Annotated in this window: 19 protein-coding genes; 14 read left to right on the top strand and 5 right to left on the bottom strand. The window is 42.1% G+C overall.

All coding sequences use genetic code 11. The features are described 5' to 3' along the window. Positions 1-57 precede the first annotated feature (57 nt). The 3 genes from ACFGVS_RS27210 to mnmD all read left to right on the top strand — a co-directional run bounded on the left by ACFGVS_RS27210 (position 58) and on the right by mnmD (position 2,848). Positions 58-555, top strand: coding sequence for a DUF6155 family protein (locus tag ACFGVS_RS27210; RefSeq protein ID WP_090652820.1), 498 nt, complete (start codon positions 58-60; stop codon positions 553-555). A 131-nt stretch (positions 556-686) separates the two neighbouring features. Beyond that, a complete protein-coding gene (locus ACFGVS_RS27205; RefSeq protein ID WP_439696364.1) occupies positions 687-2,039 on the top strand; it encodes an MBL fold metallo-hydrolase in 1,353 nt (450 codons plus the stop codon). Positions 2,040-2,170: 131 nt separating this feature from the next. Then, on the top strand, positions 2,171-2,848 hold the full coding sequence (mnmD, locus tag ACFGVS_RS27200) for a tRNA (5-methylaminomethyl-2-thiouridine)(34)-methyltransferase MnmD (protein WP_439696363.1): 678 nt from the start codon (positions 2,171-2,173) through the stop codon (positions 2,846-2,848). A 122-nt stretch (positions 2,849-2,970) separates the two neighbouring features. On the opposite strand, the gene ACFGVS_RS27195 is transcribed toward mnmD, so the two are convergent. Further along, complete coding sequence (locus tag ACFGVS_RS27195; protein ID WP_439696362.1) at positions 2,971-3,807, bottom strand: hypothetical protein; 837 nt, start codon at positions 3,805-3,807, stop codon at positions 2,971-2,973. A gap of 117 nt (positions 3,808-3,924) precedes the next feature. Between ACFGVS_RS27195 and mazG the strand changes: the two genes are divergently transcribed. The 5 genes from mazG (at position 3,925) to ACFGVS_RS27170 (ending at position 8,600) form a co-directional block, all read left to right on the top strand. Next, complete coding sequence (gene mazG, locus ACFGVS_RS27190) at positions 3,925-4,728, top strand: nucleoside triphosphate pyrophosphohydrolase (RefSeq protein WP_090652817.1); 804 nt, start codon at positions 3,925-3,927, stop codon at positions 4,726-4,728. A gap of 64 nt (positions 4,729-4,792) precedes the next feature. Continuing rightward, positions 4,793-5,236, top strand: a complete 444-nt coding sequence (locus ACFGVS_RS27185; protein ID WP_439696361.1) for a hypothetical protein — start codon at positions 4,793-4,795, stop codon at positions 5,234-5,236. 212 nt (positions 5,237-5,448) lie between these two features. Next, a complete protein-coding gene (locus ACFGVS_RS27180; protein ID WP_090652815.1) occupies positions 5,449-6,003 on the top strand; it encodes an RNA polymerase sigma factor in 555 nt (184 codons plus the stop codon). Continuing rightward, positions 5,996-7,501 (top strand): hypothetical protein, encoded by a 1,506-nt coding sequence (locus ACFGVS_RS27175; protein WP_439696360.1) that lies wholly within the window; start codon positions 5,996-5,998, stop codon positions 7,499-7,501. Before ACFGVS_RS27180 ends, ACFGVS_RS27175 begins: the two co-directional genes overlap by 8 nt. An 88-nt stretch (positions 7,502-7,589) precedes the next feature. Continuing rightward, positions 7,590-8,600: a hypothetical protein gene (locus tag ACFGVS_RS27170; RefSeq protein ID WP_439696359.1), complete on the top strand. Its 1,011-nt coding sequence runs from the start codon at positions 7,590-7,592 to the stop codon at positions 8,598-8,600. 5 nt (positions 8,601-8,605) lie between these two features. Here ACFGVS_RS27170 and ACFGVS_RS27165 read toward each other — a convergent pair whose 3' ends face one another. Next, a complete protein-coding gene (locus ACFGVS_RS27165; RefSeq protein WP_439696358.1) occupies positions 8,606-9,826 on the bottom strand; it encodes an ABC transporter permease in 1,221 nt (406 codons plus the stop codon). A gap of 85 nt (positions 9,827-9,911) precedes the next feature. On the opposite strand from ACFGVS_RS27165, the gene ACFGVS_RS27160 reads away from it, so the two are divergent. From ACFGVS_RS27160 to ACFGVS_RS27145, 4 genes are read left to right on the top strand one after another with little or no spacing between them, the layout of a single operon-like run. Next, positions 9,912-11,156, top strand: coding sequence for an exo-beta-N-acetylmuramidase NamZ family protein (locus tag ACFGVS_RS27160; RefSeq protein WP_439696357.1), 1,245 nt, complete (start codon positions 9,912-9,914; stop codon positions 11,154-11,156). 29 nt (positions 11,157-11,185) lie between these two features. Then, positions 11,186-12,103: a methionyl-tRNA formyltransferase gene (fmt, locus tag ACFGVS_RS27155; RefSeq protein ID WP_439696356.1), complete on the top strand. Its 918-nt coding sequence runs from the start codon at positions 11,186-11,188 to the stop codon at positions 12,101-12,103. A 36-nt stretch (positions 12,104-12,139) separates the two neighbouring features. After that, positions 12,140-12,385, top strand: coding sequence for a hypothetical protein (locus ACFGVS_RS27150; RefSeq protein ID WP_439696355.1), 246 nt, complete (start codon positions 12,140-12,142; stop codon positions 12,383-12,385). Then, positions 12,370-12,660 carry a type II toxin-antitoxin system RelE/ParE family toxin gene (locus tag ACFGVS_RS27145; protein WP_439696354.1) on the top strand — a complete coding sequence of 97 codons (291 nt, stop codon included), beginning with the start codon at positions 12,370-12,372 and terminating at the stop codon, positions 12,658-12,660. The genes ACFGVS_RS27150 and ACFGVS_RS27145 overlap by 16 nt, the downstream gene beginning before the upstream one ends. Here the strand turns inward: ACFGVS_RS27145 and ACFGVS_RS27140 are convergent. Next, positions 12,657-13,286, bottom strand: a complete 630-nt coding sequence (locus ACFGVS_RS27140; RefSeq protein ID WP_439696353.1) for a hypothetical protein — start codon at positions 13,284-13,286, stop codon at positions 12,657-12,659. The genes ACFGVS_RS27145 and ACFGVS_RS27140 overlap by 4 nt on opposite strands. Before the next feature lie 151 nt (positions 13,287-13,437). Here ACFGVS_RS27140 and ACFGVS_RS27135 point away from each other — a divergent pair, with 151 nt between their 5' ends. Continuing rightward, on the top strand, positions 13,438-14,235 hold the full coding sequence (locus ACFGVS_RS27135; RefSeq protein WP_439696352.1) for a DUF3050 domain-containing protein: 798 nt from the start codon (positions 13,438-13,440) through the stop codon (positions 14,233-14,235). Positions 14,236-14,269: 34 nt separating this feature from the next. Beyond that, a complete protein-coding gene (locus ACFGVS_RS27130) occupies positions 14,270-14,674 on the top strand; it encodes a hypothetical protein (RefSeq protein WP_439696351.1) in 405 nt (134 codons plus the stop codon). A gap of 497 nt (positions 14,675-15,171) precedes the next feature. On the opposite strand, the gene ACFGVS_RS27125 is transcribed toward ACFGVS_RS27130, so the two are convergent. After that, positions 15,172-16,008 carry an aminotransferase class IV gene (locus ACFGVS_RS27125; RefSeq protein WP_439696350.1) on the bottom strand — a complete coding sequence of 279 codons (837 nt, stop codon included), beginning with the start codon at positions 16,006-16,008 and terminating at the stop codon, positions 15,172-15,174. Positions 16,009-16,140: 132 nt separating this feature from the next. After that, a complete protein-coding gene (locus ACFGVS_RS27120) occupies positions 16,141-17,196 on the bottom strand; it encodes an RluA family pseudouridine synthase (protein WP_439696349.1) in 1,056 nt (351 codons plus the stop codon). Positions 17,197-17,229: the final 33 nt, after the last annotated feature.

Below are 17,229 nucleotides of genomic sequence, written 5' to 3'. Positions count from 1 at the left end.
GAAGCACTTTACTATGTTTGTATTAAAGTATATTATTCCGCATAAAAAAAATTGATAATGGCCCTCAAAAACGACCTTACTAAACTCGACAAAAAGGCGCTGATTGAAATATTAGCCGACTTATATAAAAAAAACAAACAGGTAAAAGAATACCTCGACTTTTATTTCAAGCCGGATGAAGATGGCTTATTTGAAAAATATCAGGCCAAAGTATATGAGACCTTTTATCCGAAGCGAGGTTTCGGCTATAACTTAAAACAGGGTAAACAATACATTAGCGAATTTAAAAAGCTGGAGGCCTCTGCGGCGCTTTTGGCAGCGCTGATGCTTTTTTACGTGCAAACAGGCATCCAATTCACAAACGACTATGGCGACATAGACGAGACTTTTTATAACAGCCTTTCCAGTACCTATGCAAGCGCTTTAAAACTCCTCAAAAAAGAGGATTTACTTGACCAGTTTGAAGAACGGGCTTTCCAGCTATTGCTCGATTCAAAAAATATTGGCTGGGGTTTAAATGACAGTCTTTCTTATACGTTTTATAATTTTTATTAAACCTTTAATCGGGGTATTTTTAGTCCTGTATTTCGCTTGTCAAAGGGAATGTTCAAGTGCTCCAAACTTTACAGCCTCCAAACATTTCGGCCTTAAAACATCCCCGCCAAACAGTTATCTTTGCGGCTGTTATGATTATCCAGCAGTTCTACGACAAAGGTTTGGCGCATGCATCGTACGCCGTTATTCGCACAGGCAAAATGATCCTTATTGATCCGGCGCGCGATCCTTTGCCATATTATTCCCTTGCGGCCCAGCACAATGCCGATATAGTGGGCGTTATTGAAACCCACCCCCATGCCGATTTTGTGAGTTCGCACCTGGAAATTCACCAGGTTACTGATGCCGTTATTTATTGCAGCAAGCTTACCGGCGCCACCTACCCCCATGAAACCTTCGACGATGGCGACGTTATTCAGCTGAATGATGTGAAGCTAAAAGCTATCAATACCCCCGGCCACTCCCCCGATTCTATTTGTATTTTACTGGTAGACGAAGAGGGTAAAGAAACAGCCGTTTTTACCGGCGATACCTTATTTGTTGGTGACGTTGGCCGCCCCGATCTGCGCGAAAATGTGGGCAACATTACTGCCAAAAAAGAAGAACTGGCCAAACAAATGTACCTGAGCACCCGCCACAAGCTCATGACCCTGCCCAAAAACGTTATAGTTTATCCGGCGCATGGCCCGGGCTCACTTTGTGGCAAAAATATGAGCCCCGACCTGCAAAGTACTATCGGCCGCGAAATACAGGAAAATTACGCCTTGCAACTGATGGACGAGGCAACCTTCATCAAAACCCTCATGGCCGACCAGCCATTTATACCAAAATACTTTGGTTACGATGTAGAATTGAATAAAACCGGTGCTGCTAAATTTCAACAAAGTATTGATAACATCGTAAAATTTGAGGCCGATATTCAATTGCAGGAAAAAATCGCCATTATAGATAGCCGGCCTAAAACGCTTTTCAGTGCCGGCCACATTCCGGGCGCTATCAACCTGCAGGATGGCGACAAGTTTGAAACCTGGTTAGGCTCGATACTGCAGCCCGACGAAAAATTTTACCTTGTTGCAGAAGATGACGATACTGCCGATTTATTGGTAAAAAAAGCTGCCAAAATAGGTTATGAAAGCAACATCATGGCTATACAGCTATCGCCCCAAAACATTATTGAAAACCTCCCCGATCTGGATCTTAAAGATTTTAAGGCCCGGCCCGAAAACTATACCATCATAGATGTCAGGAATACCAACGAAGTAAATGAGGGTAAAATATTTAAACATGCCATCAATATCCCTCTTCCCGAACTGCGGGAACGTATTGATGAAATACCTGCAGATAAGCCAATTGTTGTGCACTGCGCGGCGGGTTACCGCTCGGCTGCTGCAACAAGTATTATAGCAGGCACCATAAGCGAAGTGCCTGTTTATGACCTGGGCGAAGTTGTGACGGAATTTGCTAAAAATGTTCATGGTTCATAGATCATTGTTCATGGCGAACGCAGCCCCGTTAGCAGGATAAGCTTCTTGCCCAATTGATTAACAAACCGTCAACCCATGAACCATGATCGATAAGCCATGAACTATGATCCATCAACTATGAACTATCAATCATGAACCATGAACTAAAAATAGTTACAACCGCCGATGGTTCAAAAACCATTTACAACGCCGAAGTAGGTGAGCTTTACCATTCGCGCAACGGGGCGCTGCAGGAAAGTCTGCATGTATTTGTAAACGCAGGACTTAACTATTTCCTTGATCAAAATAATACAAAGGAAGTAAGCATCTTAGAAGTTGGTTTTGGCACCGGGCTCAATTTTTTGTTGAGCGCAGATGCTTGCACAATTAACCACATCAACCTTAACTATACCGGCATTGAAGCATACCCGCTTGCAGCCCAGATGATGGGGCAAACCGGTTATAACGATTATATCCCTGCCGAGTTGTGGGCGTCGTACTTAAAACATTATCCGGGGGCTTTGACTGGCTCCGTAAACATTAACAACAATTGCCTGCTACAAATAGCCAACTGCAAATTGTTGGATTTTCAATCAGGCCGGCAATATGACATTGTTTATTTTGATGCATTTGCAGCATCCCGCCAGCCCGAAATGTGGGAACAACAAGCCATTAGCCATGTTGAGGGCTTTGTAAAGCCCGGCGGTGTATTTGTTACCTACGCCATAACCGGCAACCTTAAACGGATGCTTAAAGCGCTTGGTTTTAGCATACAAAAAGTTTCGGGCGCCGCAGGCAAGCGCGAAATGCTGCGGGCAATAAAACTTTAAAGTACTACTGTTAAGTCAACAGTACTAAGTCGTAAGTCCAAAGTTGATTTTTTTTGACCTGGGACTTAAGACTTTGGGCGAAAGACTATCCGTAACTTTATCGATGACACAACACTACCAGCTTACATAAACCGGAAACCGACGTTAAATTTCAGGGTAAAACCATTATTCGTTGGCAACTCGCGGTAAGCAGCAAACTGGCCCTGGGTGTTGGCGCTCCTTGTTGCATATATAATAGGCCCTCCGCAAAGAGTAAACGCGAAACGCGAATTTGTTGGTGCATAGTTTATAGACGGGCCTACCATTAACCGGGCGCCGCCTTCGGCTTCATCCGTTTCCCAAAAACCTTCCAAATCCTGCCCTACTGCCTCAAAGCCACCAAAAAACCGGCCGGTAATGTGTCTGTGTACACCAACGCTTGTAACAATATCAAGACCATCGCGGTTGGTAGCGAAAGCTCTTTCTAACCGTACGTTGGCCCCTATCTTCCACCGCATAACATCATAAGCGGCGGTTATCCGGCTAAATGCCACGTTATCATTATTAAACTCATGCCTGAAACCCAGGCCTGCTCCTATACGGAAACCCATGGGCTGGTTACCACCTATAAAATCGCGCAGCAATTCGGCCTGCTCCAAAGTATGTACGCTTCCATTGTTGCTAAAACCGGTACCTAAAGTGGCCAAAAACGTAAATTTTGACCCTAAATAGCCCTTTGCAGATATATTTTGGTCAACACCATCAAAGCCCAATGGTGTAACAGTGTGCTCGCCATAACCGCCCGAATAATTTACGCTCCAGTTTCGGCCAGATGGGTTTAAAGTATTAATAGTAAATAAAAATGGCTGCGGCTGTTCAAGCGTACTGTTTTGCGGCGTAGTTTGCATCAGTTGCTGGGCCTGGCAACATTCAATTATCAGCATTAAAAAAAATAAAGGCAGGTAGATTTTCTTGATCATGGTTTTACAGTTATGAGTTGGCCAATAAAGTTAATTAATATTACCTTTAAATTAATACCGGGATAAGTTTGCATTAAAGATGTTATCATACCTTTGCAAAAAATACCGCACCATATTATGCCTTTAAAAGCCCCCGAAACTGCACCTACCGCAACTATTGCTTTTCAACGCCTGCTTATTATAATGGACGACCTGCGGGCCAATTGCCCCTGGGATAAAAAGCAAACACTTGAAAGCCTCAGGCACCTGACTATTGAAGAAACCTACGAGCTGAGCGATGCTATTTTGGGCGATGACATGCAGGAAATTAAAAAAGAACTGGGCGATATTATGCTACACCTTGTTTTCTATTCTAAAATAGCGTCGGAAACTAATGATTTCGACATCACAGATGTATTAAACGGGGTTTGCGACAAACTGATAAACCGGCATCCGCATATTTATGGCGATGTTGAGGTACAGAATGAAGAAGACGTAAAACGTAACTGGGAGCAAATTAAGCTAAAAGAGGGTAATAAATCTGTTTTGGGCGGTGTACCGTCCTCCCTGCCCGCATTGGTAAAGGCATCGCGGATACAGGAAAAAGCCCGGGGCGTGGGTTTTGACTGGGAGGAGAAAAACCAGGTATGGGCCAAAGTGGAAGAGGAAATGCAGGAATTTAAAAATGAGTTTAACGCCGAAGACGAAACCACCATCGACCATGAAAAAGCCGAGGGTGAATTTGGCGACTTGTTGTTCTCGCTTATTAATTATGCCCGCTTTATTAATATTAACCCCGAGAACGCGCTTGAGAAAACAAACCAGAAATTTATAAAACGTTTTCAATACCTGGAGTTAAAAGCCAAAGAACATGGCAAGCAGCTTCAGGATATGAGCCTTGCCGAAATGGACATTTTTTGGAACGAAGCAAAAAAACTATAAAAATTTCGCAGCCGGCTGTAGCGTTTATATGCTTATATTCGTAATGACTACAAATACCAAAAATATGAAGCGTAATTTATTTTACTTACTCCCCCTGTTGTTAACCTTACTTGCAGCCTGCGCCAAAAACTCAGGAACATCAGTTGTAGTATCTGCACCGGTAGGAACTTTTAACGGTCAGTTCAGACTATTAACTAAAAACTCGACCGGTAAATATGATACCTTGAAAGATTCGATAGTGTTGAAAATGACCAGTAACTATCACTTCGCCGTAACAGCAGATACTACTGTAAAACATGCTGGCAGTCACGGTACTTTTGCTTTTGACGGTTATTACATCCAGTTTAATGATAGCACTTTTAAATCGGGCGTACCACGGCTTAAAAATCATTTGGTAGGCGTTTACCAATATATTTACGACGGCACCAACTTTAAAATGTTACGTGCAAGCTCATCTACCAGCCCGGATACTATAGGCCGTTATGACCTTGTAAAAACTGCAAACTAATTATTATTGTTTTTAACTGAAATGCCGTCGCCCATATTTTGGTGGCGGCTTTTTTGGTAAGTCGGGCTCACCTGATTTAATAATTAGCGATAACTATTGATACCTGCATATGGCGTTAATAGGAAAATCTTTTTTATTTGTATCAACAGGGTTGTTTATTGCGTAAATACATAAAAAACAACACAATATTTAAGCGGAATTAAACACACTTAATGCATCCACCCAAAGGCATTACTGAAGAAGAAATTATCAGCCAATGCAAAAAAGGCAGCCTTAAATACCAGGAAATGCTGTATAAGCAGTTTTATGGCTACGCCATGGGTATTAGCCTGCGTTACAGCCTTAACCGCGACGACGCTTTGGAGGCTGTAAATGATGCATTTATAAAAGTATTTAACGCCGTGCATAATTACAATACAGATAAACCCTTTAAAGCCTGGCTACGTACAATTGTAGTGAATACCGCTATCGACCGTCGCCGCAAGGACTTGAAATTCCAGTTAAATGTTGAGTTGGATAATGCCGCGCCCATAAGCAGTAATATGGGTACGGTTGATAATTTAAATGCACAAGACATATTAAAGATGATGAATGAGCTGCCTGCCATACAGCTTACCATTTTTAACATGTACGAAATAGATGGTTATAATCATGATGAAATTGGCAATATGTTAGCTATCCCGGCAAGCTCATCGCGCGTTTATTTGAGCAGGGCTAAAGAACGATTAAGAAAAATATTAAGGCAAGAAGCACAAAACCATGGATGATCAGTTGGATAACGACTTAAAGAACCGCATCAGGGAGGTGTTTGATCATTACGAAGACACCACCGCCGATGAGGGCTGGCTGCTGCTCAGGGAAAAATTTCCTGAGGGGGAGAAGAAGCGCCCTATGGTTTGGCTGTGGTGGGCAAGCACCGCAGCCGGCCTGCTGCTATTTTTAGCCATTGGTGTATGGATGCTTAACAACAAACAAAAAGCAAACACTACTAATACCGCTGTTATAAAACCGGTTAAGCAAAATACCCGGCATCAACAAGCCGTACAGATTGATACCGTTAGCCACATAGCAGCTAATACGGGTGCAGGTAATAGTAATTCTGTTGATACCACAATATCAGCCCAAAACAATATTGCCCAAAATCAGAACAATCCACGTAAAAAGCCGGCAATGAACAACCCGGCTGTAAATGCTGCTGCTGTTAACCAAAACAGTGCGGCAGTTTTCAGGCCATCAACCCAAATACCTGTAAATGCTCCTGCGGTTAAACAGCCACAGGCTAATCAAAATAGCAGTATTAACAGCACGGTTAATCCATTTGCGGCCCAACAGCCTACTGCTGGCAATAAACAACCCCTTATTGTAGCCACACCAGGCGCTAAAGCAGATAGTGCTAAAACCGTTGTTACTGATGCAGGCAAGCAGCAATATGCAGCAAATCCGGTTATTGCACCAGCTACCAAAGCTACTACAACTAATGTAACACCCCATGCGGCAAGCCAGCAGCCAACGCAGGCCAGGCCATCATCGGCCAATGCCATGGCTACAATGCTTGCTGCCGATAATTTGCAAACTCCAAAGGCAAAAGACAAAGCTACAGACGATAAAAAGGTAAAATTTGGCATTTACGCGGCCACCTTTTTTAACTATGCCAAAGGGAGCGCCAACCAGGTAAATGCCGGGGCTGGTTTTACATCCGATATCAGGCTTAGCAAAAACCTCAAACTATCTACCGGGGTTGCCCTGGCGCAAAATACGCTGAAGTACAACAGCAACGTACCGCCAACCGCAAGCGCAGCCAGCGCAGTAACATTTGCTGTTGCAGCACAGGATAACAAGCTGGTGCCTGCTTCGTCGTTCCCGGTGTTTAAAAATTATAATGCCAGTTTGGTAGGGCTTGATGTGCCTATCAATTTAAAATACGAGTTTAACCCCGAAAAAACAGATGCTTATTTTTCGGCTGGTTTAAGTTCGGGTACATTTATTAATGAAGCTTATACTACCAGTTATGGTATCCCCCATAGTTCGTTGTTAAGCGGCGCAACCCAGCAAACATCCGAAGAAACAAACCGACAAAGTTTCAATGGCTTTTATTTTGCCAGAACACTGAATATATCGGTAGGTGTAGGTACAGCCTTAGGCAAAAACCGCTTAATTATCGAGCCGTTTTTGAAATACCCCCTCCAGGGAATGGGCGCACAACAGATAAAGTTTGGAGCAGGCGGTTTAAATTTGAAGTTTAATTTTTCGGGAGGAAAAAGGTAAAAAGGCGATAACCTATATTCCATCGATGGTTAAACATTACACCAATCCTGATTATAATCTATATATTTAGTCGAGATCTAAATCACTTATGTTTGATTATAACAACGATATTGAAGCTATCTTGCAACCAAGAGTTGATGAACAATTATTAGTAGGATATTTTGGCGGGGTATTTAATCCTGAAAAAGATAAGTTTTACGCGGCAACTCTTGTTGACATAAGTACCATCGATTATGATGAGTTTGAATATTTGCATGAACAAATAGGATGGCACACCTCTAAAAATTATAATCAGGAATTAGGAAAGGACTATAATTTTGACCGGACATCCTACACAAACAAATCGTCTCAAAAACTTATCGAAGAAGGTATTTACCAATATTTTTCCATAACTTTTTTGTGTATGCTTTATCAGGAACAATGGTTTATTTTAAAAACGCTTTGCTTTTATGGCGATTTGGTTAATCAAGATGGAATTAAGGCGAATTTGTCTAAAGAACCGGATTATCCTGACTTTTGGCAGCAAACTTTATTCAAACCATACGAAACGCTCGATTATCTCAAGCAAACATTCGAAACTGCATCTTATAAAGATGTGGGAATGGAAGAGTTTAAAGATGCCCCGTACTTGGTTGCATCGCTAAAAAAGGGAAAAAAAGAAAAAGTAAATCAAGCGTGGAGGTATTATTTTAACGAGGATTTGATATTACCTTTTTTTGATCGTATACGGATTGAACTTCCTGACCAATATCGGTATATAGCCGGTTCGGGTATCACTTTTACGATGATTTTCCCTGAACAGAAACAGTGCACACTATTTTGTTGTATGGTTTCAAATTCTGCTGATAACTGGCTATTGCATTATTTCGTATTTGATAGTGCAAAACGAAAATATTACAAGTGGGTCTATTTTGAGCCAGAGAATTTCGACTTCTCTATTTACTACGGCACAGCAATTATTAGGGATTTAAAACAAATAACCAATTGGGATAATGAAAATTATCTCGATTCCTCCTGCACCATGGACGACGACAACTTTTGGAATAACTATGTCTTTGCTCAAAAAGATGGCGAATATCTGTATCTACAGGAAATTTAACTACTTTACTTAAACCTTATTGCCTTCACCGGCGAAATCCGGCTCACGAGCATCGATGGAACAATAAGCACCAGCAAGCAAATTATCAATGTGCCCAGGTTAAGCAGCAATACATCCCATAATCCAAATTGTACGGGTACGAAGGTCATATAATACGATGCCTGGTCGAGTTTAAAAAAGTGGGTTTGTTGCTGAAAATAACCCAGGCCAAGCCCAAGCGCGTTGCCCAACAACAGGCCGAGGCCTATCAAATAAGTGGCATTGTATAAAAATATTTTCCGGATGTTCCAGTTTGATGCCCCCATGGCTTTAAACATACCAATCATGGCGGTGCGTTCTAAAATCATGATCAGCAGGGCCGATATCATGTTGATAACCGCCACAATAACCATCAGTACAAGCATCACTACCGAATTTACATCCAATAATTTCAACCACTCAAATATGTTAGGATAATCTTCTATTACCGTCCGCGATTTTAACCTTACCGGTAAAACCTGGTCCAGTTGATCTGCCGCAAAATCCACCTGGTCAAAGTCAGCTACGCGTAATTCATATTGCCCTATTTCGCCGGGTTTCCAATCGTTCAGGCGGTTTATTAATGATAAAGAACCTATTACAAATGTTTTGTCAACCTCCTCTACCCCGATATTAAAAATGCCTTTTATTTTAAATTGTCGCTTACGCAATGGCTCCTGCACAAAATACATCAGCAGCTTATCGCCTACCTGTAGCTTTAACCGGTTGGCGGTTTGCTGCGATAGCATGATCTCTTTTTGGACTTCAACAGAGTCTTTAAAGTCGATTACATCACCGGCAACCATCATTTTTTTAAAGTAGGTCCAGTCGTACGTTTTATCAACACCCTTTAGTACCACGCCTTCAATTTCGTTATTGGCTTTAATAATTCCGGGTTTGGTGGCCGTTGGCATTACATGGGTAATCAGCGGACTTTTACGCATCCGCGCAATAAAACCAGCATCTTCAACAATAGGCGAACTCTCGTATGAACTGTTCAGGTCGAACTTAATGACGCGTATATCGCCGGCAAAACCACGAACTTTTTCGCGTATCTCGTGTTTAAATCCTTTTACAATGGCCAATGATAATATCATTACGCCCAAACCAAGCATAATACCAATAATGGCAATACGTACAATTAGCTTTGAAAATGTACGCTTTGACTTGAATGTTATACGGGCGGATATAAAGGAGGCGAAACTCAATGCAGAATGATTTTTAGTACCTTCGCAAATATGCGGTTTTGCTATTAAACCTGCTACTTTTTAAATTGTTTCAAAACAATATTTTATGAAGATTACACCTGTTTTTTTACAAAGCGCTTTAATAGCATTACTAAGTGTATATACCGCCTGCGCCAATCCGGCTCCATATTCTAAAAGCCATCTAAAAAAAGAAAAAAACGATAAAAAAAATAATACAGAAATATTGACCGGTGCCGATCAAATTCCGCTGTATATTGACTATCTTAAGGGAAAAAATATCGGGATGGTTGTTAATCAAACTTCTGTTATTGGCAAAAACCTTACACCCAGTGTTGATAGTTTACTAAAACGTGGCATCAGCATTAAAAAGGTATTTGGCCCCGAACACGGCTTTCGTGGCAATGCCAGCAATGGAGCTGTGGTAAACGATGCTATAGATACCAAAACAGGCTTGCCCGTAATCTCTCTTTATGGTAATAAACATTACAAGCCCACGGGCGAAGACCTAAAGGATATAAACCTGATAATATTTGATATACAGGATGTTGGCGCAAGATTTTACACCTATATATCAACCCTGCATTATGTAATGGAGGCCTGTGCCGAAAACAACATTGAACTGATGATACTGGACAGGCCAAACCCCAATGGCTATATGGTTGATGGCCCCATACTGGATACCGCTTACCACTCCTTTGTGGGCATGCACCCCATCCCTATAAGCCATGGCATGACCATTGGCGAGTATGCACAAATGATAAACGGCGAACACTGGCTAAAAAACGGCGTGCAATGCAAACTAAAAATTATAAAAGTGGCCAATTACAGCCACAATATGCCTTATAAGCTGCCTGTAAACCCATCGCCCAATTTAAATACAGAACAGTCTATTTTAATTTACCCCAGCACCTGCTTGTTTGAAGGCACAACATTTAGCCTGGGCAGGGGCACTTATTTCCCGTTCCTTTTGTTGGGACACCCCCTGTTAAAGGGCATTTATCCTTTTTCCTTTACTCCTGTTGGCATCCCCGGTATGAGCGAGAACCCTCCGCAAAAAGATAAACAATGCTTCGGCGTCGACCTTAAAAATTACACGCCGAACCAAATACGCGCCATGGGGCATATTAACTTATCGTGGCTTATTGAGCTTTACAAAGCTTTCCCGGATAAAGAGCATTTTTTTAATGCCTACTTTAACAAGTTAGCCGGCGGTAAAGAATTGCAGAAGCAGATTGCAGATGGCAAAACCGAGAACGAGATTCGCGCAAGTTGGGAACCAGGTTTAAAGCAATTTAACATAACACGTAGCAAGTACTTATTGTACAATTAATAAACGAAGCAAATAAAACAGCATATACCATGAGAATTGTATTTATGGGCACCCCCGATTTTGCAGTTGCATCGCTTGATGCATTAATAAAGGCCGGCAGCGATATTGTTGGCGTTGTTACCGCTCCCGATAAACCCGCTGGGCGTGGGCAAAAACTAAACGAATCGGCAGTGAAACAGTATGCAGTAGCCAATGGTTTAAAAGTATTACAACCCGAAAAACTAAAAAACCCCGATTTTTTAGCCGAGCTTAAAGCCCTTAAGGCAGATTTACAGGTGGTTGTAGCCTTCAGGATGTTACCAGAAGCTGTTTGGACGATGCCCGCCAAAGGTACCATCAATCTTCATGCTTCGTTGTTGCCACAATACCGTGGCGCGGCACCTATCAACTGGGCAATTATCAATGGCGAAAAGGAAAGCGGTGTAACTACTTTTTTCCTGAAACATGAAATTGATACCGGCGATGTATTGTTCACCGAAAAAATAACCCTAACCGGAACCGAAACTGCCGGCGACTTACACGACCGGCTGATGAACAAAGGCGCGGGTCTGCTGGTAAAAACAGTAAAGGCGGTTGAAAGCGGCCGTTATCATGAGCATCCGCAAGTACAGCTGTTAACCGGCGAAGAGCTTAAACATGCCCCTAAAATATTTAAGGAAGATTGTAAGATTGATTGGCTGCAACCGGCCGAAGCCGTATACAACAAAATTCGTGGCCTAAGCCCCATCCCTACCGCCTATACGGACTTGAACGGTAAATTATTAAAAATTTACGCTTCAGAACTTTTGATTGATGAACCGGCAATACAGCCAGGCGGTTTCCTTACCGATGGTAAAACATTTTTAAAGTTTGCCGCCAAAGGCGGTTTTATTAGTGTAAAAGACATACAGCTGGAAGGCAAAAAACGGATGGGTATCGAGGATTTTTTAAGAGGGGTGAAATTGTGATGGTAATTGTCTTTTTTTCTTTTTAAATTTATGAATATGAAACTTGCCGAATTAAAATCAGATTTCCACAGTCTAATAGATCAAATAAATGATCCGGAATTGCTATCGCAATTTTATGATATTATTAGTCAACACATAAATGTCGATAATTCAGACTGGGAGTCATTATCTCCAAAGCAACAACAAGAGCTTTTGGATGCTTATGAATCAAGTGAAGATGAAGATAATTTAATCCCGCTATCTGTTATAGAAGCAAAATACAAACAATGGCCCTTGAAGTAGTTTTTACTAAAGAAGCTGAATTTGATTTTGATACTATTCTCGACTATATACTTCAAGACTTCGGGGAAGCAGCAGTTATTCGGTTTAAAAACCTCACAATAGACTTTGTTAAGGTCCTTCAAAACTTTCCCGAACTCGGAAGGCTTTCAAACACCAGAAAACCAATGCGTTTTTTTGTTGCGCACAAAAGACTGAAAATATATTACAGAATAAAAGCCGATAAAATTGTAATTCTGAGATTATATGATACCAGGCAACATCCAAATAGAGTTTAATTACTCTTTTTTTGATACTTCCTTGCCAGCTGCATTGTTTTAACCCGTAGATGTTGCGCCTCGTTGGCCAGGTTGGCCGTACTGGTAATATCGGGCATGTTTTTGTCCTGATACTTTTCAATAATGGGCAAGGTTGCAACTATTTTCAGCACAGCATGATAGTCGTCCATTTTTATCTGATTGCTATCAATGTGCGCTTTTAAACTGGTAAACCTGCTTATTTTTTCCATGTATTTCAATTTGCTCTCGGCTATTAATGCACTAAGCTGCACCCGCAGCACGGTATCTTTTATAGCCGTTAACGATTCGTTTGCAGAAAAATAGTATCCGTCTGATTTTGCAGCATAATTGTTAAACGCCTTCAAACTATCAGCTATGCCACCGTTAAAATGAGTTAGCTGCTCTTCCAGCTTTTGAAGTTGCGGGTCTTTTTTTGCTAAGTCGTCATAAATCTCATCCATTAACGAACCTGAAGGCATCCTCTTCATGCTAAAGTCTGATTTATCGTCCTTTAACGGTTCGGGCATATCGGTCTTCGGTGTAGCAATATCTTTCGAAGGTGTAGAGTTACATGCCGAAAAAAACAGGATGATGAGCAGGGTTGATAATAAGGCGGTTGCTTTCATAATTGATTATATGTAATAGGATAAGGAATATTTAGGATTGTTACTATTATGACTAATGATATTCTAATCAAGTCAAAGTCAAAAATTACAACTTAACGTTTTTTAACACCTGTTATTGCTACTTTTGCCGCCATAATATACCGAATACCCGATGGCAAATTACAGCGAGCGCATAGCACTACTAAAAACCCAGATCCAGCCTTTACGTGATCAACTGATACAACACGAATTATATAAAAACATTAACTCGTTGGATGAATTAACCGTTTTTATGGATCATCATGTGTTTGCCGTGTGGGATTTTATGTCGCTGTTAAAATCGCTGCAACAAAAACTTACCTGTACTGCCACACCATGGATGCCAACCGGTAATGCCAATACCCGCTACCTGATTAACGAAATTGTAACCGGCGAGGAAAGCGATGTTGACGAACAAGGCAACCGCACCAGCCATTTTGAACTATACCTGCGCGCCATGCATCAGGCCGGCAGCGACGCCATTGCTATTAACAATTTATTTCATGAATTAAACTTCGGCAAACATATCGACGAAGCTTTAATTATTGCTGATATCCCGTTGGCGGCGCGCAATTTTATGCTGCATACTTTTGATGTTATCGGCACCAACAAAAACCATGTGCAGGCAGCGGTATTTACCTTTGGCCGCGAGGATTTAATACCCGATATGTTTGTAAGCATTGTTAAAGAACTCAGCCGGCAGCTGCCCGGCAAGGTAGATATCCTGCTTTACTACCTGGAGCGCCACATTGAAGTTGATGGCGACCACCACTCCCACCTGGCCTACGAAATGACTGCCGAACTTTGCGGCGACGACGATTCCAAATGGGAAGAAGCGACCACTGCTGTACAGGAAGCACTACAAGCCCGTATTGCGCTTTGGGGTGGCATTTTGGCGGCTATTAAAGCACCGGTAGCTATTGAAGAATAAGTTTATCTTTGGCTTCAAAATCAGTAATACCCAAATGAAGCTGGCTCCAATTCTCTTATTATCTGTATTACTTTGCTTCATTTTAAGCAGCTGTCGGGAAAAGAGGTCCAGCAATGCCGAAGAATGCTACATGCTTTGGGCAGGCGAAAAACCCGGCAAAGAAGTATTCGCCATTCACGGCCAATTCTGGCAATCGGCACATTTTACTAAAGAGTACATAGTTTATTTAGAGTTGGCGCCCACCCTAAAATGGGGTGCAGCTTTTATCAAACAAAACAACCTCATTAAAACCAATAACATAGCGATATTACCAACGGACACGCCGGCATGGTTTACGCCTCCACAAAACGTTAACCTGTGGAAACGAAGTAGTGGGAATACCTTATATATGCAAGACCGGCAAACCGGCCGTTTCTTTATCTACGAAGAACAGTTATGATTCAGGGCAAACGCATCTAAATGGTTAACGACGATAAGCTGTTATTTAATAATACTAACGGAATAAGCTTATAGCGTCGGGAAGATGTCAGCATCAAACGATACCTTATTTTTATTGGCTGATGCCGGTTAAATGATCCAGGTGCCAAAGGGACTTGTGTTGGCCTACAACAGGCGCAAATATTAGGATGAGCCTAAATTGCGCGATCAGTTTAGTGTTAACCATGTTAAAACACAAAGTATTGATTATTAAATATTTATAAAAAAAATATCTAAAATATGTTAAGTTATGTTAACCCAATCAGATGCGTTTGCCCTGAGTTATGATTGCCATTTTTTGTTAAACTGAATTAAACGGACTAAAGAATTGCTTACCTTGATCGCCAATTTCACTCACAACTCACAACTCACAACTCACAACTCACAACTCACAACTCACAACTCACAACTCACAACTCACAACTCACAACTCACAACTCACAACTCACAACTCACAACTCACAACTTATTCAGCTCATCCATCAAAACCTTACTTACCCTGTTAAAATAGCGCCTTACGCCAAAGCCCATTACAGTTTGGATGCCGCGGGTGGCGTTGGTTAAAAACACTTCGTCGGCTTCGTAAAGGATGTCGGGATTTATCTGGGCTTCGGTAATATCTATATTGTTATCCCGGGCAAGCTTTATTACTACCTGGCGCATTACACCTTCTACACAGCCTTCGCTTAGTGCTGGTGTGTACAGGTGATTTTGGTAATGGATAAATATATTTGAACTGCTTGCCTCGCACAAAAAGCCGCTTTGGTTCAGCAGGAATACATCATCAAGTTTATTTTGAGTTTTATAGATGCCCGCCATCACATAAATAAGCGAGTTACAGGTTTTGATGTTGGATAGGTAATTGGATGGCTTGGGTAATTCGGTAAATACATCCATAATCAACCCTTTCTCATTCAAAAAGTACCGCGGCTCGTCAGATGCGGTAAGCTCCAGGCAATAGCCCATTTTATTTTGAGTAGGCGTATACAAGCCCTCGGCGTCCCGATAAACAGTCAGGCGCAGCCGGCCATGTCTTACTTTGTTGCGGCGGGCAAGTTCCTCCACAATATCTTTTAAAAACCAGGTATCCATTTGCGAGTAACCATCAATTTTAAGCGCTTTCATGCCGCGTTGCAGGCGGTCGGCGTGCAAATCGGCAAATTTAAGCTGTCCTTTCATCAGGCGCATACTCTCAAACAAACCGTCGCCATATTTAAATGCCCGGTTAGCTATGCTAAGCAGCAGGCTGCCTTGAGGAAGTATTTGTCCGTTAAAATTGATTAACACTGGTGTCATTTTCAGATGTGCAGATTACAAGTGTGCAAATGTGCAGATTTTAAAACCGGATTGATTTATAAATGCCGTTTGCTTTATTAAAACTTAAACTACTGTGCAAAAATTATGCATTTAGCCACAAATAACTCTTTATTACTCCTCGCTATTGGCATTGGTTTGATTATCAGCCGCAGTATACCTGCGCCATTTTAGCAGCACGCTTTCAAAATCGGGTGGCAGTGGCGATTCAAACAGGATTTGCTTTTTCTGGGTTGGGTGTAAAAAGCCAAGGGTTTGGGCATGCAGCGCCTGGCGGGGCATCAGCTCAAAACAATTCTCTACAAATTGCTTGTATTTACTGAATACCGTCCCTTTCAAAATCCTATCCCCGCCGTAAGTAGCATCGCTAAACAATGGGTGGCCAATATGCCGCATATGCGCGCGAATCTGGTGGGTGCGGCCGGTTTCCAGCTGGCATTCTATCAGGGTAACATAGCCCATACGTTCCAGCACCTTGTAATGTGTTACCGACCATTTGCCTTTCTCCGGGTCGTCATAAATAGACATTACCCGCCTATCGGCAATGCTGCGGCCAATATAGCCCGTTACGGTGCCATCTTCAACCAAATCGCCCCAAACCAGGGCTATATATTTGCGGGTAATGGTATGGTCAAAAAACTGCTTGGCCAGCCAGCTCATGGAGCGCTCATTTTTGCTGATGAGCAACAGGCCCGAGGTATCTTTATCAATACGATGTACCAGGCCCGGCCGGCCATCATTACCCGGCAATGTTGGCAACTGCTGAAAGTGGTAAACCAAAGCATTTACCAATGTGCCGGTATAATTATTATAACCGGGATGTACCACCATGCCGGCAGCTTTATCAACCACCAGTACGTCATCATCCTCATAAACAATATTAATGGGGATATTTTCAGGATAAACCTCCGTGTCTCGGGGCGGATGGGGCAATACAACCGAAATTACATCCAGCGGCTTTACCCGGTAGCTGCTTTTTATAGGCTTATCATTCACCAGCACATTTCCCAGTTCGATGGCATTCTGGATGCGGTTGCGCGAAGCATTCTCAACCCGGTGCATCAAAAATTTATCAATGCGCAGCAGCGACTGACCCTTATCAACCACAACGCGTAAGTGTTCAAATAAATCCTGTTCTTCCTGCTCTATCAGCTCGGGTTCGTATGCCATTTGGGCGCAAAAGTAATCGTTTTTTGTGGTAGG

Source organism: Mucilaginibacter sediminis, from assembly GCF_051903035.1.
In the GTDB taxonomy this organism is placed as follows: domain Bacteria; phylum Bacteroidota; class Bacteroidia; order Sphingobacteriales; family Sphingobacteriaceae; genus Mucilaginibacter.
This window is presented reverse-complemented; position numbering and strand designations above follow the sequence as displayed.